Source organism: Sporosarcina koreensis (assembly GCF_042655825.1).
Taxonomy (GTDB): domain Bacteria; phylum Bacillota; class Bacilli; order Bacillales_A; family Planococcaceae; genus Sporosarcina; species Sporosarcina koreensis.
Map to the genome: position 1 here is coordinate 1 of NZ_JBHSNP010000006.1, position 23,377 is coordinate 23,377.

At 47.2% G+C, this 23,377-nt stretch carries 21 protein-coding genes, 1 tRNA gene and 1 rRNA gene; 2 read left to right on the forward strand and 21 right to left on the reverse strand.

Translation table 11 applies throughout. From position 1 onward, the window contains the following. The 15 genes from ACFPTP_RS02825 to ACFPTP_RS02895 form a co-directional block, all read right to left on the reverse strand. Positions 1-1,267: ribosomal RNA gene (locus tag ACFPTP_RS02825) — 16S ribosomal RNA — on the reverse strand; the annotation flags it as partial. A 403-nt stretch (positions 1,268-1,670) separates the two neighbouring features. Further along, complete coding sequence (lysS, locus tag ACFPTP_RS02830; RefSeq protein ID WP_381441992.1) at positions 1,671-3,161, reverse strand: lysine--tRNA ligase; 1,491 nt, start codon at positions 3,159-3,161, stop codon at positions 1,671-1,673. 143 nt (positions 3,162-3,304) lie between these two features. Further along, the gene (gene folK, locus ACFPTP_RS02835) at positions 3,305-3,811 is read right to left on the reverse strand and encodes a 2-amino-4-hydroxy-6-hydroxymethyldihydropteridine diphosphokinase (RefSeq protein WP_381441995.1); all 507 of its coding nucleotides are present in this window, start codon (positions 3,809-3,811) and stop codon (positions 3,305-3,307) included. Further along, positions 3,808-4,176, reverse strand: coding sequence for a dihydroneopterin aldolase (folB, locus tag ACFPTP_RS02840; protein WP_381441997.1), 369 nt, complete (start codon positions 4,174-4,176; stop codon positions 3,808-3,810). Before folB ends, folK begins: the two co-directional genes overlap by 4 nt. Positions 4,177-4,198: 22 nt before the next feature. Further along, a complete protein-coding gene (gene folP, locus ACFPTP_RS02845) occupies positions 4,199-5,053 on the reverse strand; it encodes a dihydropteroate synthase (RefSeq protein WP_381441999.1) in 855 nt (284 codons plus the stop codon). A 4-nt stretch (positions 5,054-5,057) separates the two neighbouring features. Then, complete coding sequence (gene pabC / locus ACFPTP_RS02850) at positions 5,058-5,906, reverse strand: aminodeoxychorismate lyase (protein WP_381442001.1); 849 nt, start codon at positions 5,904-5,906, stop codon at positions 5,058-5,060. A gap of 16 nt (positions 5,907-5,922) precedes the next feature. Next, positions 5,923-7,338 carry an anthranilate synthase component I family protein gene (locus tag ACFPTP_RS02855; protein ID WP_381442009.1) on the reverse strand — a complete coding sequence of 472 codons (1,416 nt, stop codon included), beginning with the start codon at positions 7,336-7,338 and terminating at the stop codon, positions 5,923-5,925. 118 nt (positions 7,339-7,456) lie between these two features. Further along, positions 7,457-8,383 (reverse strand): cysteine synthase A, encoded by a 927-nt coding sequence (cysK, locus tag ACFPTP_RS02860; RefSeq protein WP_381442011.1) that lies wholly within the window; start codon positions 8,381-8,383, stop codon positions 7,457-7,459. A 178-nt stretch (positions 8,384-8,561) separates the two neighbouring features. After that, the gene (locus ACFPTP_RS02865) at positions 8,562-9,485 is read right to left on the reverse strand and encodes a peptidylprolyl isomerase (RefSeq protein ID WP_381442014.1); all 924 of its coding nucleotides are present in this window, start codon (positions 9,483-9,485) and stop codon (positions 8,562-8,564) included. Then, positions 9,463-10,350 carry an Hsp33 family molecular chaperone HslO gene (hslO, locus tag ACFPTP_RS02870; protein WP_381442016.1) on the reverse strand — a complete coding sequence of 296 codons (888 nt, stop codon included), beginning with the start codon at positions 10,348-10,350 and terminating at the stop codon, positions 9,463-9,465. The genes ACFPTP_RS02865 and hslO overlap by 23 nt, the downstream gene beginning before the upstream one ends. A gap of 15 nt (positions 10,351-10,365) precedes the next feature. Further along, positions 10,366-11,130, reverse strand: coding sequence for a type III pantothenate kinase (locus ACFPTP_RS02875; RefSeq protein ID WP_381442045.1), 765 nt, complete (start codon positions 11,128-11,130; stop codon positions 10,366-10,368). Between the two features lie 133 nt (positions 11,131-11,263). Further along, positions 11,264-13,282: an ATP-dependent zinc metalloprotease FtsH gene (gene ftsH / locus ACFPTP_RS02880; RefSeq protein ID WP_381442018.1), complete on the reverse strand. Its 2,019-nt coding sequence runs from the start codon at positions 13,280-13,282 to the stop codon at positions 11,264-11,266. 224 nt (positions 13,283-13,506) lie between these two features. Beyond that, complete coding sequence (gene hpt / locus ACFPTP_RS02885) at positions 13,507-14,049, reverse strand: hypoxanthine phosphoribosyltransferase (RefSeq protein ID WP_381442021.1); 543 nt, start codon at positions 14,047-14,049, stop codon at positions 13,507-13,509. Positions 14,050-14,078: 29 nt separating this feature from the next. Next, positions 14,079-15,464: a tRNA lysidine(34) synthetase TilS gene (gene tilS / locus ACFPTP_RS02890; protein WP_381442023.1), complete on the reverse strand. Its 1,386-nt coding sequence runs from the start codon at positions 15,462-15,464 to the stop codon at positions 14,079-14,081. Positions 15,465-15,505: 41 nt separating this feature from the next. Then, positions 15,506-17,917, reverse strand: coding sequence for a SpoIIE family protein phosphatase (locus ACFPTP_RS02895; protein ID WP_381442025.1), 2,412 nt, complete (start codon positions 17,915-17,917; stop codon positions 15,506-15,508). Between the two features lie 195 nt (positions 17,918-18,112). Between ACFPTP_RS02895 and ACFPTP_RS02900 the strand changes: the two genes are divergently transcribed. After that, a tRNA-Met gene (locus tag ACFPTP_RS02900) sits at positions 18,113-18,186 on the forward strand. Between the two features lie 203 nt (positions 18,187-18,389). Here the strand turns inward: ACFPTP_RS02900 and ACFPTP_RS02905 are convergent. The 6 genes from ACFPTP_RS02905 to ACFPTP_RS02930 all read right to left on the reverse strand — a co-directional run bounded on the left by ACFPTP_RS02905 (position 18,390) and on the right by ACFPTP_RS02930 (position 21,755). Further along, a complete protein-coding gene (locus ACFPTP_RS02905) occupies positions 18,390-18,833 on the reverse strand; it encodes a DinB family protein (protein WP_381442027.1) in 444 nt (147 codons plus the stop codon). 139 nt (positions 18,834-18,972) lie between these two features. Beyond that, complete coding sequence (locus tag ACFPTP_RS02910; RefSeq protein ID WP_239433347.1) at positions 18,973-19,392, reverse strand: S1 domain-containing RNA-binding protein; 420 nt, start codon at positions 19,390-19,392, stop codon at positions 18,973-18,975. Between the two features lie 125 nt (positions 19,393-19,517). Next, positions 19,518-19,934, reverse strand: a complete 417-nt coding sequence (locus ACFPTP_RS02915; protein WP_381442031.1) for an FtsB family cell division protein — start codon at positions 19,932-19,934, stop codon at positions 19,518-19,520. Positions 19,935-19,988: 54 nt separating this feature from the next. After that, positions 19,989-20,456 carry a spore cortex biosynthesis protein YabQ gene (yabQ, locus tag ACFPTP_RS02920; protein ID WP_381442033.1) on the reverse strand — a complete coding sequence of 156 codons (468 nt, stop codon included), beginning with the start codon at positions 20,454-20,456 and terminating at the stop codon, positions 19,989-19,991. Next, positions 20,453-20,749 (reverse strand): sporulation protein YabP, encoded by a 297-nt coding sequence (gene yabP, locus ACFPTP_RS02925; protein WP_381442036.1) that lies wholly within the window; start codon positions 20,747-20,749, stop codon positions 20,453-20,455. The genes yabQ and yabP overlap by 4 nt, the downstream gene beginning before the upstream one ends. 157 nt (positions 20,750-20,906) lie before the next feature. Continuing rightward, positions 20,907-21,755 (reverse strand): helix-turn-helix domain-containing protein, encoded by an 849-nt coding sequence (locus ACFPTP_RS02930; protein WP_381442040.1) that lies wholly within the window; start codon positions 21,753-21,755, stop codon positions 20,907-20,909. 110 nt (positions 21,756-21,865) lie between these two features. Between ACFPTP_RS02930 and ACFPTP_RS02935 the strand changes: the two genes are divergently transcribed. After that, positions 21,866-23,158: a S41 family peptidase gene (locus ACFPTP_RS02935; RefSeq protein ID WP_381442042.1), complete on the forward strand. Its 1,293-nt coding sequence runs from the start codon at positions 21,866-21,868 to the stop codon at positions 23,156-23,158. Positions 23,159-23,377 lie beyond the last annotated feature (219 nt).

The window sequence follows — 23,377 nt, forward strand, 5'->3', positions numbered from 1 at the left end:
GCAGCCCTTTGTACCGTCCATTGTAGCACGTGTGTAGCCCAGGTCATAAGGGGCATGATGATTTGACGTCATCCCCACCTTCCTCCGGTTTGTCACCGGCAGTCACCTTAGAGTGCCCAACTGAATGCTGGCAACTAAGATCAAGGGTTGCGCTCGTTGCGGGACTTAACCCAACATCTCACGACACGAGCTGACGACAACCATGCACCACCTGTCACCGCTGTCCCCGAAGGGAAAGGCGTATCTCTACACCGGTCAGCGGGATGTCAAGACCTGGTAAGGTTCTTCGCGTTGCTTCGAATTAAACCACATGCTCCACCGCTTGTGCGGGTCCCCGTCAATTCCTTTGAGTTTCAGCCTTGCGGCCGTACTCCCCAGGCGGAGTGCTTAATGCGTTAGCTGCAGCACTAAGGGGCGGAAACCCCCTAACACTTAGCACTCATCGTTTACGGCGTGGACTACCAGGGTATCTAATCCTGTTTGCTCCCCACGCTTTCGCGCCTCAGCGTCAGTTACAGACCAGAAAGCCGCCTTCGCCACTGGTGTTCCTCCACATCTCTACGCATTTCACCGCTACACGTGGAATTCCGCTTTCCTCTTCTGTACTCAAGTCCTCCAGTTTCCAATGACCCTCCACGGTTGAGCCGTGGGCTTTCACATCAGACTTAAAGGACCGCCTGCGCGCGCTTTACGCCCAATAATTCCGGACAACGCTTGCCACCTACGTATTACCGCGGCTGCTGGCACGTAGTTAGCCGTGGCTTTCTGACGAGGTACCGTCAAGGTACGGGCAGTTACTCCCGTACTTGTTCTTCCCTCGCAACAGAGCTTTACGATCCGAAAACCTTCTTCGCTCACGCGGCGTTGCTCCATCAGACTTTCGTCCATTGTGGAAGATTCCCTACTGCTGCCTCCCGTAGGAGTCTGGGCCGTGTCTCAGTCCCAGTGTGGCCGATCACCCTCTCAGGTCGGCTACGCATCGTCGCCTTGGTAGGCCGTTACCCCACCAACTAGCTAATGCGCCGCGGGCCCATCCTGCAGTGACAGCCGAAACCGTCTTTCAGAGTTCCTCCATGCGGAGAAACTGATTATTCGGTATTAGCCCCGGTTTCCCGGAGTTATCCCCATCTGCAGGGCAGGTTGCCCACGTGTTACTCACCCGTCCGCCGCTAATATCAGGGAGCAAGCTCCCTTCAATCCGCTCGACTTGCATGTATTAGGCACGCCGCCAGCGTTCGTCCTGAGCCAGGATCAAACTCTCCATAATAGAGAAATTCGAGTAGCTCGAGTTTCTTGCTGGCATCATTTAAGATGTCAATTTTGAATCCGAAGATTCGTTTGTTCTTTTCACCGACGGGGTCGGCTCCAGAACTTTATTTGTTGACGTTTTGCTGTTCAGTTTTCAAGGTTCATTGTGCGTCGCTCCGTCAGAAGCAACTCTTATATAATATCATGTTTGCAATTCCGATGTCAACAACTTTTTTCAAAAAGTTTTAAGCTGTTTTGAAGCGGTTATTTACTTAGCGGAAATGCAACGTTTATTACTATACCAGCTTGTCTTTTTGATTGCAATACTTTTTTCTAAAAAAGTTTTCTTTATTGAGCCCAGCAGAAGCGGGTGCCGTGCAATCATTGATTTTATCGTGATTGCACAGCGCTTCTATATATGATTACTCTTTATGTCTCATTTGCGGGAACAGAAGTATATCACGAATTGATTGAGCGTTTGTCAATAGCATGACAAGACGGTCAATACCTATTCCAAGGCCGCCTGTTGGTGGAAGTCCATATTCAAGTGCTTCAATGAAGTCTTCATCCATTTCGTGAGCTTCATCGTTGCCTTGCTCCTTTTCAACCAACTGGGCTTCGAAACGGGCGCGCTGATCGATAGGATCGTTCAACTCGGTGAATGCATTCGCATGTTCGCGGCGTACGATGAATAATTCAAAGCGGTCCGTGAAACGTTCATCTTCCGGATTCTTCTTCGCAAGAGGCGAAATTTCTACCGGATGACCGTAAATGAATGTCGGTTGGACAAGCTGCTCTTCGACTTTCTGCTCGAAGAATTCATTCAGCACATGACCGACGTCCATCATGTCTGCCACTTCGACGCCATGTTCCTTTGCAAGAGCATGCGCTTCTTCCTTCGTCATCTGCTTCCAGAAGTCGACGCCTGTATATTCCTTAATTGCATCCACCATATGCAGACGTTTCCAGCCCGGCGATAGATCGATAATATCGTCGCCGTATTGCACTTTCGTCGTGCCGAGGACGTCTTGAGCGATGTAAGCGACCATGTTTTCCGTCAGTTCCATGATGTCTTTATAATCCGCATACGCTTCATATAGTTCGATCATCGTGAATTCAGGATTATGTCTTGTTGAAATTCCTTCATTACGGAAAACGCGACCGATTTCATACACTTTTTCAAGACCGCCGACTATCAAGCGCTTCAAATGAAGCTCGATTGCTATACGCATGTATAACTCCATGTCCAAAGCGTTGTGGTGGGTAATGAACGGACGTGCCGTTGCTCCTCCTGCAATGGAGTGAAGCATCGGTGTTTCAACTTCAAGGAAGCCTTGTCCATCCAAATAGTGGCGCATCGATGAGATGATGCGGCTTCGCGTAATGAACGTCTCTCTGCTTTCCTCTGACATGATTAGGTCTAGATAACGCTGACGATAGCGTTGTTCGATATCCTTCAATCCGTGGAATTTATCCGGCAGCGGACGAAGGGCTTTCGTCAGAAACGTAAATTCCGTTGCTTTAATGGAAAGTTCGCCGACTTTCGTTTTGAAGACGTTTCCTTTGATGCCGACAATATCCCCTAGATCAGCGTGGCTAAAGACATCATACGCTTCTTCACCGACTGCATCTTGACGGACGTAGATCTGAATCTGGCCGCCGAGGTCCTGGATATGGGCAAATCCGGCTTTCCCTTTGCCTCGCTTCGTCATGATACGTCCTGCAATTTTCACTTCATGCACCGTTTCATCCAATTCCTCTTTTGAAAGACCCTCGTAGGCTTCGCGGATTTCATTGGATAGGTGCGTCCGCTCGAATCTCGCGCCGAACGGATCTAATCCGCCCTCCCGCAATTCATCCATCTTCTGGCGTCTCACCAAAAGCTGATCGTTCAATTCATCCAAATGGGACATTTCCTTCACTCCTTCATCAGTTATCCCTCACGCCGGATGGCATGTTCCTATTGTACACAAACTAGTTATGTAAAAAAAGCCGCCACTATAATGGCAGCCTGCATTGACGGCGTTGCGAATCTTAGCATTGCCATGAATGCCTTTCATATACCAAGCAACAACTGCTCGACTTCCTCAATTTTCTTCCAAAGCAAAACGCCTTCATCACCAGGAACCTCAAACGGGATTCCCGTTACAGGATGTCCGATGGCAGGCGCAATTTCCAATAAAGGCACGAGAACAAATGCCCGTTCACCCATTCGCGGGTGCGGCACAATCAAATTCTCCGCTTCAATATTGTCGTTATTATACAGTAAAATGTCAAGGTCTACAGTCCGCGGACCCCATCTGATGTCACGTACACGGCCCAAACCGTTCTCAATTTGCTGGCAAGCGGCCAATAGTGTATACGGGTCTAATGAGGTCTCCACAGAAACGGCCAAGTTCAGGAAGTCCTCCTGGTCTGTATAGCCGACAGGCGCCGTTTCATAGATGGAAGACACTTTCGCCACTTCGATCCTTTCGTGGGTATGAAGTGCCCGTACCGCCTCCGTAAGATGCTCCAGCCTGTCCCCGATATTGGACCCTATTGAAATGTACGCGGTATTCATGAGAACTGCCCTCTCGTAATTTCAACAGATACCGAGGCGTAGTGTCCCCGGATTGGCGGATCAGGTTTTATTAAAACAACCCGGACTCCGCGGACTTGCCCGGCAAACTTCTGCAAAACGAGACGGGAAATCTCCTCGGCGACGGATTCGATCAATTTACGTGGCTCTCCTTCAACTACTGAACGACAAACTTCGAATACTTCCGCGTAATTGACCGTCTTACTCAAATCATCCGTTGCACCCGCTTCAGCCAAATCGACCGCAAGCGATACATTCGCCCGGAAACGCTGGCCGAGGACATTCTCTTCCTTAAGTGCACCGTGGTAGCCGTAAAACTCCATTTCGTTCAAATGAATATAATCCATTTTCAAACCCTCCATTAAGCAATCAGTCGAAACGCATTTCCGCCTTGCCGGACAGCACATCCATCATCCTTACCATGCGGGATATCTCTTTCACGTCGTGCACCCGTACCAAATGGCAGCCGTGCTCGATACCATAGCAAACCGTCGCGCCGGTTCCTTCCATCCGCTCGTCGACCGGCAGATCCAAAATGTTGCCGATCATCCGTTTCCGGGATGTCGCAAGCAGAAGCGGATATCCCATATTTGAAATGCGGCGAAGCCCTTGCATCGCCAAGACGTTCTGCATTGTATCTTTCGCAAAGCCGATGCCCGGATCGAGCCAAATATCGCTTTCCGGCACTCCTGCCTTACGTGCGATCGAAACACTTTCCTCCAAATCCGCAATCACTTCATCCATGAACGGCCCTTCGTATGCCGCATTTTCCCGATTATGCATAAGAATGATCGGCGCTCCGTGTGCGGCCGCCACTTCTGCGATCCTCGGCTCACGTTTTGCGCCCCAAACGTCATTGACGATTTTGGCACCTGCTTTCAATGCGGCATCCGCCACATCCGCCTTGTATGTATCGATTGAAATGACACAGTCCAATTCCCGGACGAGCGCCTCGATCACGGGAACCGTACGCTCCAGTTCCATTTCCAGTGAGACAGGGGCATGCCCTGGACGCGTCGACTCACCGCCTATATCGATGATCTTCGCACCGTCCCGAAGCATTTCTTCCGCACGCTTCAATGCCGCGTCGATTTGTCCGTACTTGCCGCCATCTGAGAAGGAGTCCGGCGTGACATTCAAGATGCCCATGACAGCCGTCTCCTTTTTGAAATCAAATTCGGTAATCCCTAGGCGGTATACCTCTTTCACTTTCGATAATTCCATCGCTTTACCCTTCTTTCATCCCATCAATCGCCTGCACGTATAATCGATGCAGTTTTTCATAATAAACCCCTGAAGCCCCCGGCATCGGCTGTTCGCCTACCGCGGAGAGGGGGACGAGCTCCTGGACCGAGTTCGAAACGAACACTTCATCCGCCCGCTCGACGTCACTTTTCCCAAACAGCCCAATATGTACATCCATTCCAGCCTTTGCCGCAAGCTCCAATAAAAAGCCGCGTGTAAGGCCTGGCAGAATCCCCGTTTCAGTTGACGGCGTGTACAATTCACCGTCCTTCACCCAAAACACATTGGATGTCACGCCTTCTGCGACATAGCCGTCCGCCGTGAGGAAAATCCCTTCCAACTCTTTCAAAGACGGCAGCTCCAAACGCCCGCGCACATTGTTCAGGAAGTTATGCGACTTATGACGAATCCGGCTTTCGGGAAGATTCCTTTCCGTCTCAAGCCAGACAGCCTTCTTCTCCGTACCCCGCGGCGAGACCGCAAGCTCCTTCCGGAACAGAATGACGTTCGGCGATCCATACTCGGAAGGGGCCAAGCCGATATCATGAACACCGGCTGATACATTCAGCCGAAAATACCCGTCACGTCCACCTGAACGTTCGTGCAATCCTTGAATCGCTTCCGAAATCTTCTCATCCGAGTAAGGCATCGCAATCCGGTATTCGCGCAATGCCCCACGAAGGCGTTCCATATGCTCCTTGAATAAAAACACGCGCCCCTCATACGTCCTGAATGTCTCGAAAAAACCCGCCCCATATAGAAATCCATGATCGAAGGGGGAAATCCGCAAGTGTTCCGCCTGTTCGAATTCACCGTCCATCCAACATAGCATGGAGTTGATCCCCCTTTCATTCAGCCGCTTCGGCCATTTCCTTCGCCTGCCAAAGCGCCCTCGCCTTGTTGAGCGACTCCTCGTATTCCGCTCTCGGATTGGAGTCCGCGACGAGACCTGCGCCTGCTTGGATATGGGCCATTCCACCTTTGATATACGCCGTCCGGATGACGATATTCAAATCCATATCACCGTTAAAGCCGATCCATCCGATCGACCCCGTATATAAACCTCTTCGCGTCGGCTCCAATTCTTCGATGATTTCCATCGTACGCAGCTTCGGAGAGCCGGTGATCGAACCGCCCGGGAACACGCCCCTGATAATAGCTGCATTCGATAATTCCGGAGATGCTGTCCCTCTTACATTTGAAACGAGATGCATGACGTGAGAATACCGCTCAACGACCATGAATTCATCCGTTTCCACCGTTTCCGGAATGCAAACCTGTCCGAAGTCTTCCAACTCCTGTTCGACAAGCATAATATGCTCGCCTTTTTCTTTTTCATTGGAAAGCAAGTCCTGCTCAAACGCTTCATCTTCGGTTTCCGAAGCCCCTCTCGGTCTGGTGCCCCCGATAGGACGCGTGCTCAACTCCGCTCCGCGCTTCTTCAGCAGCAATTCCGGTGAGCCGGAGACGACGGCGAATCCCTTCGCTCCGATTGACGCCATATAAGGTGACGGATTGAAAGACCTCAACGCTTCATACATTGATAGCGGATCCGCGGATAGATTCTTAGATTGACGGACGGTCAAATTGACTTGATTGACGTCCCCGTCCGCGATATAGCGCTGCACATCCCTTACCATCTGTTCGAATTGCGGTCCTGTCACCGACACTTCCACATTTTCAGGTCTTGTATAATCGATTGAATTGCTAGATGGTACTATGCCGCGCTTCCCGATGCCGATTTCCGCAGCTTCCATCCATTCCATTTCCACTTCCGACGCATCGAGACCCCGTCCGGGCAGCGTCATGAAATAGACTGTCTCCGTTTCGAGATCGAGGACTGCCCAGCGGTCAAACAAATAGAAAAAGATGTCCGGCGTGTCGAGATCATCCACTGCTATTTCAGGAATCGGCTCATACGACCGCGCGTAGTCATAGCTGATGAAACCGATGGCGCCTCCTTGGAAGTCCGGCAACTCGGGCACACTGTCCATTTGCATCGAATCGACGAACGAAGATACTAGATCAAGCGGTTCGCCTTCCCGCACTTCCTTCGTCCCGTCACGCCATTCAAGCTCCAATGAACGAGATTCCTTGCTTTTCAATGTCACTAGCGGATCGATGCCCGCAATGCATAGTTTGCCCACGCGCCCGCTTTCCAGCAAAACATGCTGTTCCGCCTTTTCCGCAAGTTGTTTATATGCGTAAAAGAATTGCTCCTTCGTCATTTCAGCTTTTTTATAATTAGGATGCAATTGATCCATTTTCGTTTTCCCCCAGCTCCTCGTAATATAGTTATCTTAACGTGTGAAGTGCAATTTAGGCTACTATTAGCAACAAAAAAAGAGAGCCTCATTAGCTCTCTCCTTCTAGAAACATCTCTTATTCTTCTTCGAAATGATAAAGCGGGGTGCTCAAGTAGCGTTCACCGTTCGAAGGCAGGATGGCAACGACCTTTTTGCCCTTCCCTAGCTGCTCTGCAACTTGAAGTGCTGCGAAAATGGCCGCCCCGGAAGACACGCCGCCGAGGATTCCCTCTTCTCTTGCCGCTCTTCTAGCCGTATCATACGCTTCGTCATTTGTCACTTGGATGATCTCATCGTAAATTTCCGTATCTAGCACTTTCGGGACGAAGCCCGCACCAATCCCCTGAATTTTATGCGGTCCCGGCTTTCCGCCTGAAAGTACCGGTGAATCGGTTGGTTCTACCGCAACGATCCGCACGTCCGGGAATCGCTCTTTCAGCACACTTCCAGCACCGGTGATCGTTCCTCCCGTGCCGATTCCTGAAATGAAAGCGTCGACGCGGTCAAGCGCATCCGCAATTTCCGGTCCTGTCGTCAAACGGTGGACTTCAGGATTTGCTTCATTATTGAATTGCTGGGGCATGAACCAGCCATTCTTTTCGGCAAGCTCTTCCGCTTTACCGATGGCGCCTTTCATCCCTTCCGACCCGGGAGTAAGGACAAGGTCCGCCCCGTAAGCACGCAATAGGTTCCTGCGCTCCATGCTCATCGTATCCGGCATGACAAGGACCGCCTTATATCCTTTTGCCGCCGCGATCATCGCAAGGCCGATGCCCGTATTCCCGCTTGTCGGCTCAATGATCGTACTTCCTTCCTTCAATTCCCCGGATTGTTCAGCAGCTTCGATCATCGCCAACGCAATCCTGTCTTTGACGCTTGATCCCGGATTGAAGTATTCCAGTTTCAGATAAATGTCCGCGCTGTCCGGACTCGCCATACGGTTCAACTTGACGAGAGGCGTTTTTCCAACAAGGTCTGCGATCGTGTTCCCGACTCTACTCATTCCTACCCACTCCTAATCCCTACTTATTTGATATGTTTTATTGTATTAATAGTACACCCGGATTGTGAACAGTGTCAATCAATAATGCCTCCCTTAATCTTTCCCTTTTTCCAACTGTATAATCTAAAAAAGCTGTTCAGAACCACTCATTTATCGGGTGGCCTGAACAGCTTTCATTTTATTTTCCATAAAACCATTTTGCGTCGAATTCTTTCCAGAACGCTTCGGGACTAACCGATTGCGGGAGCTGCTCTATAGCAAGTTCACGCCTGATATGCTCCTTCACCTCATCATAGGAGAACGCTCTGCCTTCAACCACCTCATTCACTAGAATGATAGCGTATGTACCGTCTTGCAGTTCAACAACGTCCCCGTCCTTGCCTTCCTTCTGCTTGGATGCAGCTTTATAGATCGCGGGGTCAATCGTCTCCGTCTCAGCATTTATATAGCCGATGTCACCACCGAGGCTTGCCGATGCAAGATCGGTCGACAGCTCTTTTGCCAGAGCGTCGAAGCTCGAGCCTTTCGACAACTCATCAACCGCCTGCTCCGCCTCTTCTTTCGTCGGAACGGTAATGATGGAAGTTCGATAGGCGGTCAATATATTATAGAGCGATTCATTTTTTTCGTAAAAGGATTTCACGGTGGCGTCGTCAATCACAACGTCATTCGACAACACCTTCTCCAAGATTAGGTTGGACCGGATTTTTTGCCGTGTTTGTTCAATATCCAAACCCGAGTGTGAGCGACCGTCCACCGAAGTGATCAATGCAAGTTCAAGTTCGATTTCTTCATCGGTCACTTTGATGCCGTATTTCTTTGCGGCCGTCTCCATCACTTTATTGTTGACGAGATCGAGAAGCACTTCCCGTCCAACTTCCTTTTCCATCGCCGTCATCCATTGTGCTCTCGTAATCGCCTCACCCGCAACCGAAGCAACCTCCTCGTCAGGTTGCTTCGATTTGTCAGGGGTCAGCCATCCGACGAACCAAAGGATATTACTGGCGAGAAGGATGCCGATCAGGACAAGAAGCGGCTTCGTTTTCAATCTCCGCTTTTGAGGGCCCGTCTCCTGGACGTTACGACCTTGACCGTATTTCATCGATAAATCCTTCAAGTTCTTCTTTCGTGAACAAATATTTCTCCAAACAGAAGTGGCACTCCGCTTCCGCTTGTCCATCCTCATCGATCATATCGCGGATTTCCTGTTCTCCCAGACCGATAATCGCATTGCCGAAACGTTCCTTCGAGCAATTGCAACGGAACGCGACGTCCATCTTCTCAAGAATCTCTACATTGTCTTTCCCTAATACTTCTCCAAGCACTTCTTCCGGCGTCAATCCGCGGTCGATCATCCTGGAAATCGGTTCAACGTTTGCAAGCTTTTGCTCAAGCAGGCTGATCGTCTCTTCCGTTGCACCCGGCATCACCTGGATGATGAAGCCGCCTGCAGCTTTGACAGTATTGTCCGGGTTGACAAGGACGCCTAACGCAACCGCAGAAGGGACCTGTTCCGACACGACGAAATATTGGGTGAAGTCTTCCGCGATTTCACCGGAAACAATCGGAACTTGCCCTGTGAAAAAGTCACGTAACCCAAGGTCTTTCACAACTGTCAGCATTCCTTCCGTACCAACTGCGCGTCTGACGTCAAGTTTCCCTTGTTCATTCAAATCAAAATGAGTATGCGGATTCGTAATATACCCTCTTACATCTCCATGTGCATCAGCGTCGACGACAATGGGTCCAGCCGGTCCGTTCCCTTCAATTTTCACCGTCAATTTGTCGTCGCCTTTCAGCATTGCGCCCATCATGAGTCCCGCTGTCATCGTCCGGCCTAATGCCGCTGTAGCTGTCGGCCAAACGTGATGCTTTTTCTGTGCCTCACCCACTGCGTTTGTTGAATTCACCGCATACGCGCGAATCGTTCCTTCAAAAGCCAATGCTTTTATCAAATAATCTGTCATTCATGTCTACTCCCTTCAAACATTTCTTTCGTAAATCAAATGCAACCCCTTCAACGTAAGGAAATTATCTACGATATCGATCACTTGCGTCTCACTGGCAATCAATTCGGCAAGACCTCCTGTCGCAATGACAGTCGGCTCCACCTTACTGTGCTCCTTCATCCTGCCAACGATACCTTCGACGAGCCCGACATATCCATAAACGATGCCTGCTTGCATCGCGGCAACGGTATTCTTGCCGATAATATGGTCCGGACGCATCAATTCGACACGAGGCAATTTCGATGCACGGTCGAATAGTGCTTCCATCGAGATGCCGATGCCAGGCGCAATCGAACCTCCCATATACTCACCTTTTTCATTTACATAACAAAACGTCGTCGCGGTGCCGAAATCGACGATGATGAGCGGAGATCCATAATCATGGATGGCGGCAACCGCATTGACGATACGATCCGCTCCAACTTCACGGGGATTTTCATATTTTATATTCAACCCTGTTTTGACGCCAGGACCGACGATGAGCGGACGTATGTTGAAATACTTCCTGCACATCTGTTCAAGCGGGAACATGACCGGCGGAACGACAGAGGAAATGATGATGCCGTTGATATCTTCAAATTTGAGGCCGACATGGGTAAAAAGCGCTTTCACGGACATGGCATATTCATCTTCCGTTCTTTGCCTATATGTCTCCATGCGCCAATGGTACTTCAATTCTCCTTTATCATAAACGCCAAGAACGATATTCGTATTTCCCGTATCCAATACTAGAATCATTTTCTTTTCCTCGCTAACATTCGTCATTTTCACTTTTTCCAAAACATCATACCATATTGGATAGAAATAAAAACAGTCGACTGCCTTAAAAAGCAGTCGACTGGAATGTTACCTTTCAAGTTGCAGCGTTACGTCAATCTCTTCGATGCTCATCGATTGGAGGAAGGGATTGATCTCCACCATTATCCTTCGGCAGATCTCCGATGGATGGATCAGCAGGCGCGCCCGTGGAATCCGAATGCACAGTGTCTTTTTCAGCATCTGCATCATCCGATTTCTTTTGTGAGCCATTTCCATTTTGTTCATATGGACGCTCCGGCAACGTGCCATGATCTTTCAAGTGGTTGATCTGCTCCGCATCCAACGTTTCCACTTCAAGAAGCGTCGTTGCGATCAAGTCGAGCAAGTTTCGATTCTCCGTCAGAATCTGTTTTGTGCGCTCATATTGATCCTTAATAATGCGCTGCATTTCCTGGTCGATTTCATATGCAATCGAGTCAGAGTAATTCTGTTCGGAATTGAAGTCCCTTCCAAGGAAGACATTGCCTCCTTGCGCCTGGCCGAATTGCATCGGTCCGAGCTTATCGCTCATACCGTATTCCGTCACCATGGAACGCGCAATTCCCGTAGCGCGTTGGAAGTCATTATGCGCCCCTGTTGAAACTTCTCCAAGGACGACCTCTTCCGCCACCCGTCCTCCAAGGAGTCCGGCGATTTTGTCGAGAAGTTCCGGTTTCGTCATGAAGTAACGGTCCTCTTTCGGCAGCATGACCGCATAACCGCCGGCTTGGCCTCGAGGGACGATCGTCACTTTATGAACAATCTCAGCGTCATCCAGCATAAGCCCGACAACGACGTGACCCGCTTCGTGGAAGGCGACGATGTTCCTTTCCTTTTCGGAAATGACACGGCTCGTTTTAGCCGGTCCCGCAATGACGCGGTCCGTTGCTTCATCGATATCCGCCATGTCGATTTTCGCCTTGCCGCGTCTCGCTGCGACTAATGCAGCTTCGTTCAGCAAGTTCTCTAGATCGGCACCCGAGAATCCTGGAGTGCGTTGCGCCAAAGCTTTCATATTGACCGATTCGTCAAGCGGCTTGTTGCGCGCATGCACTTTAAGGACCGCTTCACGGCCTCTTACATCCGGACGGCCGACAGTGATCTGACGGTCGAATCGTCCTGGGCGAAGAAGTGCAGGGTCTAGAATATCCGGACGGTTCGTCGCGGCAACGATGATGATCCCTTCGTTTCCATCGAAACCATCCATTTCAACCAATAGCTGGTTCAATGTCTGCTCTCGCTCGTCATGCCCGCCACCGAGACCAGCGCCCCGTTGACGTCCGACTGCGTCAATTTCATCGATGAAGATGATACATGGCGCATTTTTTTTCGCGTTTTCAAACAAGTCGCGGACACGGGAGGCCCCGACCCCGACGAACATTTCAACGAAATCCGAACCGGAAATCGAGAAGAACGGCACGCCGGCTTCGCCCGCAACGGCACGTGCCAAAAGCGTCTTACCTGTACCAGGAGGTCCAACCAAAAGGATACCTTTAGGAATACGCGCTCCAAGTTCAGCAAACTTACGAGAATCTTTCAAGAAATCCACAACTTCTTCAAGCTCGGCTTTCTCTTCATCCGCACCCGCAACGTCTGTGAATCTGACTTTTTTGCGATCATCGGAATGGAGCTTCGCTTTACTTTTTCCAAAATTCATGACTCGGCCGCCACCGCCGCCTTGCGCTTGATTCAATAGGAAGAAGAATAGGATGATGATAATAATGAATGGAACCAATCCTGTGAAGAAGGCTACCCATGCACTTGTTTCAGGTGCTTGTTGGACATTGAATTGTGGGTTGTTTGTTTTCCCGACAACACGAATTTCCTCCATAACAGAAGGATCGTTTGACAGGATGTTTGTGATGAATTTCTCACCCTCTTCGTAGCCCTTCATCGTACCTTCAACAGTCAAGACACCTCGGACCGGTTGAAACGAAATCGATTCAATTTCGCCTTTTTCCAAAGCAGTATAGAATTCATCCGTCCGAATCTCTTTCGTTTTCGGATTTGGATTATTTAGTGAACTGAAAATCCCCATAATTGCAAGGAAGATCAATCCGTATAGTAGAAAGTATCGAAGTATACGATTCATCCCAAGCCTCCTCATTTCTTTCAACAGAAAACTATTGTAAATCTTATCATATAACAGATTCAACCTACAAAGGAAATGCCTTTCTTGCTAAGGTGAAGAATACGGAATTCTCCTTCAGCCACATGCGCGGAACGCTATACGACCGAGGCTGATAGTATGCCGGCTTCCGGTCGAATATGGAAAAAGCTTTCCATCGCCCCTCGTAAAGGTTTGTTGAAAAGCTTTCAGAAAGAGTAGATTTCCTTTTTCAATACACCGATATAAGGCAAGTTCCTATATTTTTCTGCGTAATCAAGCCCATAACCGACGACAAATGCATCAGGTACAAGGAATCCGACATAATCCGCTTTCAAATCCACTTTTCGGCCCGTTGGTTTGTCAAGCAACGTGACGATTTTAATGGATTTCGCTTTCCGGTATTTGAAAAGTTCGACTAAGTAATTCAATGTTTTACCGCTATCAATGATGTCTTCGATGATCAATACGTCGCGGCCTTCCACACTTGCATTCAAGTCTTTGACGATTTTCACTTCTCCGGATGACACTGTCGCATTTCCATAGCTGGATACGTCCATGAAATCCAATTCGATATACGCATCGATCCGTTTGATCAAATCGCTCATGAACGGCAGAGCTCCCTTAAGGACACCGATCGCAAGCGGGAATTTATCCTGGTAGTCTTCCGTGAGCACGGCACCCAATTCCGCTATTTTCTCTTGGATTTCTTCTTCTGTGATGAGCACTTCTTGAATATCTCTTTGCAACATCGAGTTCCCTCTCTTTTCCGTTAAGATTTTCACTTTTCCTTCATTTTGAATATGTACGTTTCCCGTTCCGTTTTATGTTTCCTGAACTGGATGCCATATCGTACGCCAGGAATGGCGCAAACTTCACCGTGCGCAGTTGTCACAACCGGCAGCTTTCGCCGTTTTTCGGCGCCGATTTTTTCATCAATGAACAATCTGGACAAACGCTTTGGCCGAGCCATGCCTGGAAGCATAATTCGGTCCCCGTCTTCTCGGCCTCTTACGTAAAGCGGCAAATTAGAATCAGGTAGATCGAAATACATCATTTCGGCAATTTCCCCATCATGTCCATTCGCATCGTCCCAATATAACAGCATATCGCCCCAGCTTGTCCATTCGCCTTTTTCCAACCTCTGAATGGAAGAACTAAGGACTTCTTCATTTTTCACAATCGAAACAGTGCCGTATTCCCGTACAAACCGGTACCCTTTCGGCAGGTCGACCGTGACATTTCCATCACTTGCGGACAAGTGATGATGCAATTGATTCAAAAGGGCTGTGTTGTATTCAACAGGTATGATTTCCCCGGAATATAGATAATTCAATAGTAGTGGAATGAAGCGCTTTTGTAAAGCGGTGTGCATGCTTCTGAACAGATCCAGTGCAAAGGTCGGAAGCCCGTCTTTGGTGAACGTAACGATGGACTCGAAACGCTCTTTTGCAAGGCTGTCCAACAGCATTTCATCCTCTTGCAGGCCTATCGTCATTTTGGCGACATTCAGAGCCGCGGATGGATTTTCCGACAAGATGAAGGGTGCGACATGATGGCGCAGCCGGTTCCGCAAATAGGAGTCGCTATCGTTACTCGGGTCCTCCCTGAATTGTGCTCCTTGCCCCTCTACATACGCAAGTAGCTCTTCCTTCATTGCCGGCAGGAACGGCCTGATGACGGTGCCTCCAGCGAACGGCCGACTCACTGGGACGCCAAGAGGGACGCTCCCTTTGGACAATTGCATGAGCACTGTCTCCAATTGGTCTTCGGCGTGATGGGCGGTTGCCAGAATGTCATAGCCTTCCGCCTGCATCACTTCATTGAAAAAAGCATATCTCCCGGTCCTGCAGACGTCCTGCATATTACCGCCTTCCATATTTAAAATAAAGGGGACAGGCACATTACCACCGAAAAAAGGAATTCCGAGCTTTTCACATAACGCTAGCACAAACTTGCCATCATCTGAGGACTCTTTTCCACGAAGCATATGGTCGACATGGGCGGCAGCCACTTCAATCCGCAGTCTTTCGCGGATACTTGCCAGAAAGAGCAAAAGTGCGACCGAATCCAACCCGCCGGAGCATGCGACAAGTACCCGATGGCCCGATGACAGCAATACCTCTTTTTGAATAAAATCAAGGATCTTCCTTTCAAACACGTTCATGTTGCGCCCCTCCGTCTGTTCTCTTATCATTTCCTCCTATTCTACCCCATAACTTTTTCCCGGGAAATAAATCGATTTGTGGGCTTTATTGTCGTCCACTTCGGTAAAACGTGTTCAACTTTCATTACGAGCACAGTTCGGTCATCCGCAACAATGCCGAATTTCCTTTCCATTTCAGACATAATACGGTCGGCCAATGGCTCGCTGGACAGGTGCTCGTACTTTTCCAATATTCCATAGATCGCGTCTTCCTGCTTTTCAATCGTTACCGATCCGTTGAATACGCCATCTGTCAACATGACGATAACGTCACCCGATTTTAATTCCTCATTTGTCGCTTCCACGGAAAACGACGGGAGGAATCCGACAGGAACCGATTTGCTGTCAAGCCGTAGGAAATCCTGGCCTCTTTTTATATAGGTGCTCATCGAACCCGCCTTCCAGGACCAGAGCCGTCCGTCCTGCAAGTCAAGTAACGCCAAATCAAGTGTTGCGTACATATCATCAAGCCCGTTCAACGACATCATGTAATGCAACGTGTGCATCGCTGTTTCTGGATCCATCTTCCGGTCCAGGCATTCCCGCATAAGACGTATCACTTTCCGGCTTTCCCGATAGGCATTCATATCATGCCCCATTCCGTCCGACAGTAGTACAGCGGTGAGGCCGTCGTGAATCGGAAACACTTCATAGGCGTCGCCCGCATGGAACGCCCCTCCCCCTGCCGTTGCCACAATTCCGTATTCCAATGAAAAGCGGACAGCCGAGCAGAACATAATTTGAATATGCGGGAAAGGATCTTGCAGCACAGCAGTCTTCTCCACTTTAAACGGCTCCCGATAGACCTCCTCTAATAATGGTAATATGAGACGTTCCGCCACAGTCGTATCCGTCTCGAAATCGGAACGCCTTTCCGGAGTTGAAATAACGATCCGGTAGGCACCCTTCTCCTCAGATAAAATGTCGATCTGATAATATTCGATTCCTTGAGATTGCAAATGCTTCCCCAATTCCTCTTCTGCAAGATGGTTAACCGTCAACTCCCCTTTTATGTCATTCATGATTTTCTCCAAATGATTGCTCATATCCCTTAACTGCAATGCGAGCATTTTCCGACCGTGCTGCAGCTGCCCCATTAACAGATGATTGGAAGCTGATTCCTCAAGTTCGGAAATCAAACCTGAAGAGCGGATGCATTTATATTTAATTCGTTCCTCGACACGATGGCGTGCCGCCTTCTTCGTTGCGGAATACGTCCCTTCCCATTCATAAAGAAGACGGGCCATCCCTTCTTCATTCCCCTCCCAACACTTCGAATATCTGAAACAGGACTGGCAGATTGACGGGATGTTCTGAGCAGCATTCCCATCATCCGAAGCGAAACGATCATTGACGAGATTGGACATGAATTCAGCAAACTGCTGAAAATCGGACAATTGCTCATCAAGACGATCGGTTAACCATTGCTGCCTCTTCACCGAAATATCTTGTTGACCGCTGGGCGTGATCATCCGGCTGATCGGTTCCACTTTCTTCGTGGGGACGAAGAAAAACAGGAATGTCGCCAGGCCGATCGTCAAGAAATGGGACGTATCAAGCGGCAAGGTAAAATCATATAAGAAGAAGAAAACGGATACCGCAAAGCCGCCTGTCGCAATACCCAACTTCCCAAGGCGTTTGAAAGCGCCTGCGAAAAACCCCGTCATGCCATACACGGCCATCATCCCAGTGAACGATAACTCAGCGACTCCCGCAATCGCCGCGATCATCATCGCAATTGTCGTGGAAAAAGGGAGACCGCCTGCAAGCGCTGCCAACAAAATGGTGAAATGAAGAAGCAATCCCGAAATCGAAATCGGACCGACCATCAGATTGCCCATTCCCGTTGTCGCCATGATGCCGACAATGCAAACAGCCCCGAGACGCTCCGGAGACCATTGACCGAAGAAAATGCGCTCCCGATGAGGAAATGCAACAAACAGGAAAAACGTCATGAACAAAGCAAGGACTGCTTCGAAACCGATCGACAACTGCACTTCGACAGGCGTATGCCCGCTATTCATAACAAACTGCCAAAGAACTTGGACGACAATGATCGTCCCTGCGACCGTCAAAGGAATCGACTTTCGCATAAGCGGATGCTTGCTCACCACATTGAACAACAGCAGCTGCAATAAATGGATCACCGCTTGTCCAAGCCCTAAAAAAGCCCCTCCCGCAATTCCCCCGATGAATACATAGATGAGATGATTCCTGAATCGCATTTGTGCCAATGCCCATATTGGCAGAAAAAAAGGAACCGCCGCGTTAAATAGAACAGCTTGCGACAAGAAAAACGTACTTAGTAAAAAGAATGCCGCCATCAAAACATACATCTTCCGCTTGCCCACCGCGCTGAACACATGACGAATCTGCTGGCCTACCGGTCTTTCAAGATTGCCTATCATCTTCATCTCCACATTCCCCCTATGTCTACTTGTCCCTGAGTATACATAGGTCAAGCCAAAGAATTTGTCTGTTCCTGACAAAGTGATCTAGAAATATTTCGACTTCTTCCGAAGCGTTTTTCTATTTTACAACGAAAGGTTGACACACTCCGTCGACCGTTGTATTATGGTTATTGTCGTTCGGATTCATTTGAACAACATGGCGGCGTAGCTCAGCTGGCTAGAGCGTTCGGTTCATACCCGAAAGGTCGTGGGTTCGACCCCCTCCGCCGCTATAACTAAAGGAAAGCGGCCAGTCTTCAGACTGGCCGCTTTTTTTATACCCAAAAACGCATAAATCGCTGGAATCACGCATAAAACGGAAAACTTACGCATAACCTTGCTGAATCACGCATAAAACAGGAAACTCACGCATAACTCTTTCCAAAAACGCATAAATCCCCGCAGACGCGCATAAATCAAAAACGTTCTTCTCTTCTTATCGAATCGACTCGATTTGTTCCTTATGATGCGAATCATGCCAAACAAAATCCGAGAAATAATCCTCCAATGTCAAAACATGCTCGCCGATGTTAAATGGTTTCGTCCATTCCGCTTCATCCAAGCCTTCAAGCCATTCAATAATCTGCTGCCGATACTGCTTTGCCAATGCAATCACTTCATCAAAAGAATATTGTTTTGAAAGTTTCGCAGCTTGCTCATTGAATGGTCCCCACTCTACATCCTCAAGCTTCTCTGATTCTTTCAAACGGTGAAGCCGATGCTCCAAAGTGAATCGATCCCACTCCGCCATATGCATAAGAATTTCCTTCGGCGTCCATTTTCCCTCTTGATAAGGTGTATCCGCCTGTTGTTCGGTCATTGAATGGAGCGACTCCGCCCATTCCAAGTACTTTCTAAGATTGCCCAAGATTTCATTCATTCCAATTCAGCCCCCTTTTCATTAATTATTCGGCAGCTACAGGTTGAAATCCTTTACACAAAAAAACGACCCGACATCTTAAATAGATGCCAGATCGCTCATAAGAGATTCATTTCCACTAATTGAAACAGCCAGCAAGTTACCCTCTTCTTGCGCCACGGCCACCGCGTTTAGATTCTGTTGCTCTTTTCAAAGTTGAAAGGCGCTCTTCACTGTCTTTCATGAATTTCGCCATCTTTTGCTCAAAATTCTCTGGACGGTCATTATGGCTAGGACGGCCACCGCTGTGACGAGGACGTTGAGGGCGTTGAGGACGTTCAGCTTCCGGTTTCGCTTTTCTGATCGATAACCCGATTTTTCCGTCAGTGCCGACATTCATCACTTTCACTTCAACCATATCGCCTACTTTTAGGTGGTCATTGATATCCTTCACATAATTGTCCGCTACTTCACTAATATGGACCAGACCAGTTGAACCGTTCGGCAGTTCGACGAACGCACCGAAGTTTGTGATCCCTGTAACTTTCCCCTGTAACTTGCTGCCTACTTCAATTGACATAAAAAAAATGCTCCTCCTTAAGATTTAAACGGCCTCTTTTCAGATGCCTTTTACCATATGGCGAGTCCTGCAAGTGCAAGATCCTTACTTTCATTATAGCCAACAAAAAAAGAGTGTCAATAAGACTACTCTTTTCCGTCATCTTTTTCGTCTTTTTTCTTCTTATTTTTAGGAACAGTAAAGATGATTTCATTTTTATCAGATAAGAAATATTCTTTCCGCGCAAGCTTGGCAATATAGTCATCATCATCTAGTTTCACAAGTTGTTTTTTAAGAAGTTCTTGCTCTTCCTTTACTTCTTCCAACTTTGCGAGCGTCTCCACTTTTTGCTGTTCTTTCTCCTTCAGTGTCTGCTGTTGCTGAATATACATATTCGTCAACCCGCCGAGCACCACGAATGCGATCACCGCATAGATGAACAGTTTCCGTCGAAGCCGCTTTTTCTGCTTGTTTCTCCAAATTTCTTTTTTACGCAACGAGCGGACATATTCAGTTTCAATCGATGCAACGGTCGTGGATGATTTCCTTTTCCTTTGCTCCATGTCCTGCACTCCCCCTCATTACTAACGAAATCCGATAAGTCTAGTAATTATACATCATTCTTCAACGGATTTAAAGAGAGAGTTATAGACTTTGTTATAGAGAAAGATGAACGGAGAAAGAAGGAATCTCACAATCCTGACGATCAGCTTGACGATAAAGCTGATCATCTTCACAACGAGCATGATGATGAACCAAATCGGTTTGATGATCAACATATTCAGGATTCTCCCGAAAAACCTGAAAGGCCGGTGGAAAATCGAGGCGTATAACAGCAAGCCGCAAATTTGTGCAACCGGATCATACATCCTCCATGCCCCATCCCGGACTATGAAAAGAACGTAGAACGATGCACACCCAATCAAGATCCATCCGATTACTTCCAAAGGGACCGCGTATTTCCGGATAATCGATTTCTTGCCGGTCGCATCCACGCCCGTTCCGATCAAATCCATGAAAGCCCCGGCCCCAATGCCTGTCCCAATCATTGCAAGAAGACTAAGAAACTGGACGGAGAGACTCATCCAAATAATTTATGGAGGAAACCACGCGAACTTGCATCTTCTTCGTCGTATTGCATCGTGCCGATCGTACCTTCCAAAGTAAGAAGCCCTTTGTCTACATCCAAATGGACGATGCGCAGCTCCTCCCCGCGTATTACTAGTACTCCTTGCGATGTCCGGACAATGAACTCCTCTTGGTCGAACCGGTCGATCGTTTTTACAGATGTAAGATCCATTCTTTTTCGGTTCCGCATCGTGACGACATGATCACCCGATGGGATTGCGTATGATGGGTTATCCGTCTGGATTTGCATACTATTCCTCCCTTTGCTTGTACGTTCACTGCCATCTTATGCGGGCGTATAAAAAAACATGACAGGAAAAATTCCTGTCATATAGCAATGTGAACAAGCTTTTTTGTAAGAGTATTTACCTGACAAATCCACAAGTAAAAGATACTTAGTAGCTATTTTATCTAATTCTCTCATAAAAGGTATGAAAGATTTCTTCCAGTCTAAGTGCATCAGCCAATTTCATCGCTTGCAGAGCTTCATTTACTTGTTTTTCTCCTTGGTCTATCTCCCCCTTTTTTATGAGGAATAAGCCGATCACGAATTTCAATATAACCCTTTCCAAGAAAAATGTTTCATCTATGTCAAGCTTCTTTAACGTAACGATAAAGTCTTCTGCAGTATCCATTCTGTCATTTTCAATACATACCAACGTGATGTTTATTAAGGTATTAATTAGTGTTTCGAAGATTTGGCGATCTTTATGGAATACTTGCGTTTTCTTAATTAATTCCTTTGACAAAACGATAGATGTTTCAATTGGAAGATATGACATTGAATCACCGAACAATACCAAGTCAAACTGAGTCCAAAGCTCACACTGAAACAAGTAATCCGTTAAAAATTCAATATCACTTTCTTTTATTTCTATCTCCCTATTGGTCAGACTCTTGTAATGAGCTTCTAATACAATCGCAGACAGCTTCGAATATTTACTGCCGGTTTTTTCAAACCTTGCCCATTCCTCATCGACTAACCTTTCCAACAGAGCAAGGTTGCCATCCATCACAACTTTAGACAGCAGCTCTAACGAAGAGACGTCTGCATGAGCTGTCTTCGTTAGAAACACAAATTCTCGCATCGATATTTTTACTTTATCCATTATGTGAATTAATTTTTCTAATGTTATATCAGCCTCAGATCTTTCAAATCTCGAAATCGTTGATTTAGAAACATAATCATCTGCCAAATTGTTAATTGTAAAGCCTCTAGCTGACCTTATCTCTTTGAATGTTTTCCCGAAATCCAAATCCTTCACCTCCATTCCCGTATAAGGGAATTCTGAATTGAAGCTAGTGTACCTGTGTGATGATTAATACGCAAGGATCATATGACAAATATTGTTAGGAGGAATATGAAGTGGAAAGTATTTTCAAAGAAATTGTTCATATTATGCACCATGATTATGCTGGATTTAAAGATAAAAATGGATGGGATAATCCGGATGAATTTTTTAGGAAAATACTGCAGTTAATGAAAAGCAATCAATTAACGCGAGAAAAGTTTACAGGGATAATTAAGGATTATTTATTGGATTTTAATGACGAGCATATTTACTTTTATGATAAAAGCGATTTAGAAAACGACAAATCGTTGGATACAGGATTTCGTGTGCGTCGCTATAACGAATATCTTTATGTTACCCAAGTAGGTAGTGAAAAAAGATTAACAAAAGGAATGTTCTTTAAATCAGTTGGAGGCTATACCATTCCTGAGTTAAGCAGGAAACATCGTCGATTATTGAATGAGAACCACAATGAAAGGGAAAATTGGATGCCTATTCTCTCTTTATATGAATATGGGGAGATTAAGGACAGTAAGGGTACCGCCGATGTTTTTAAATTTAGCTATTATGAAAAAGAAAAACATGTTCCAACATACTCTGTTAAAAAAATAAATAATGATACCATATTGCTAACCATTACTGATTTTATGAACCCCGATGCGATAGTCACCTTAATCGAGGAAAATCAAACCCTGCTAGACTTGACTGATAATTGGATTGTTGATGTCCGAATAAATTATGGAGGCAGTGATTCCAGCTTTTATCCTCTGCTCCCCTACCTTATGCCTGTAGAGGGTGTTGAGTTGGCTGATCCGGAAGATAGAATGCTTTTTAACTGTACAGATGCTAATGCAGAAAGATCACTGGAAGAAATCAAAAGTGTATTAAATCACATTCAGGACGAACAAGCACAACATTTTTTAAAAGCCTTTGAAAAGGAATGGCAGAGCAACAAAGGAAAGGGTTTTGTAGAATTTGATTTTGGTTCTCTTCTCCCGGCTACCTTTATTAAAGGTAGCTATAATCCAAAGAAAATTGTGGTTTTATCAGACTATATGTGTGGCAGTTCTGGTGATTCCTTCGTAGAAATATGCAAGAAATCTAATAAAGTAATAGTGATTGGGAGACCAACAATGGGTTTAAATGATTATGCTAATCTTGTTAGTAAGGAATGGCCTGAAGGATTTGAATTTATGTACCCCACTTCTCGACTATCAAGAATTGACAAAGGCATGGGGATGACAGGAAAGGGGATTGAACCCGATATTTATATACCTTGGACACCTCGACATCTGAATTCCGACATTGATTTAGAAATAGCCTTAGATTATTTATCATCAAACAAGCAAATTTTAACAAAGGGATAGTATTTAATGGACCTTGCTGTCGAGAATGGACCCCGAGAGCAGATGAATGGACCCTGACGTTGAAAAAATGAACCTTTTCCATATAAAAAGAGCAGCTGGAAGGGGGCTACCCATTGGGCTAACCTAAATTTTTGAGACAATATAAAACACCTTCGGAGTGGTACACTTGTAAAAAGTACTAACATCGGAGGTGTTTTTGCGTGGGCAAAAACGTTTATT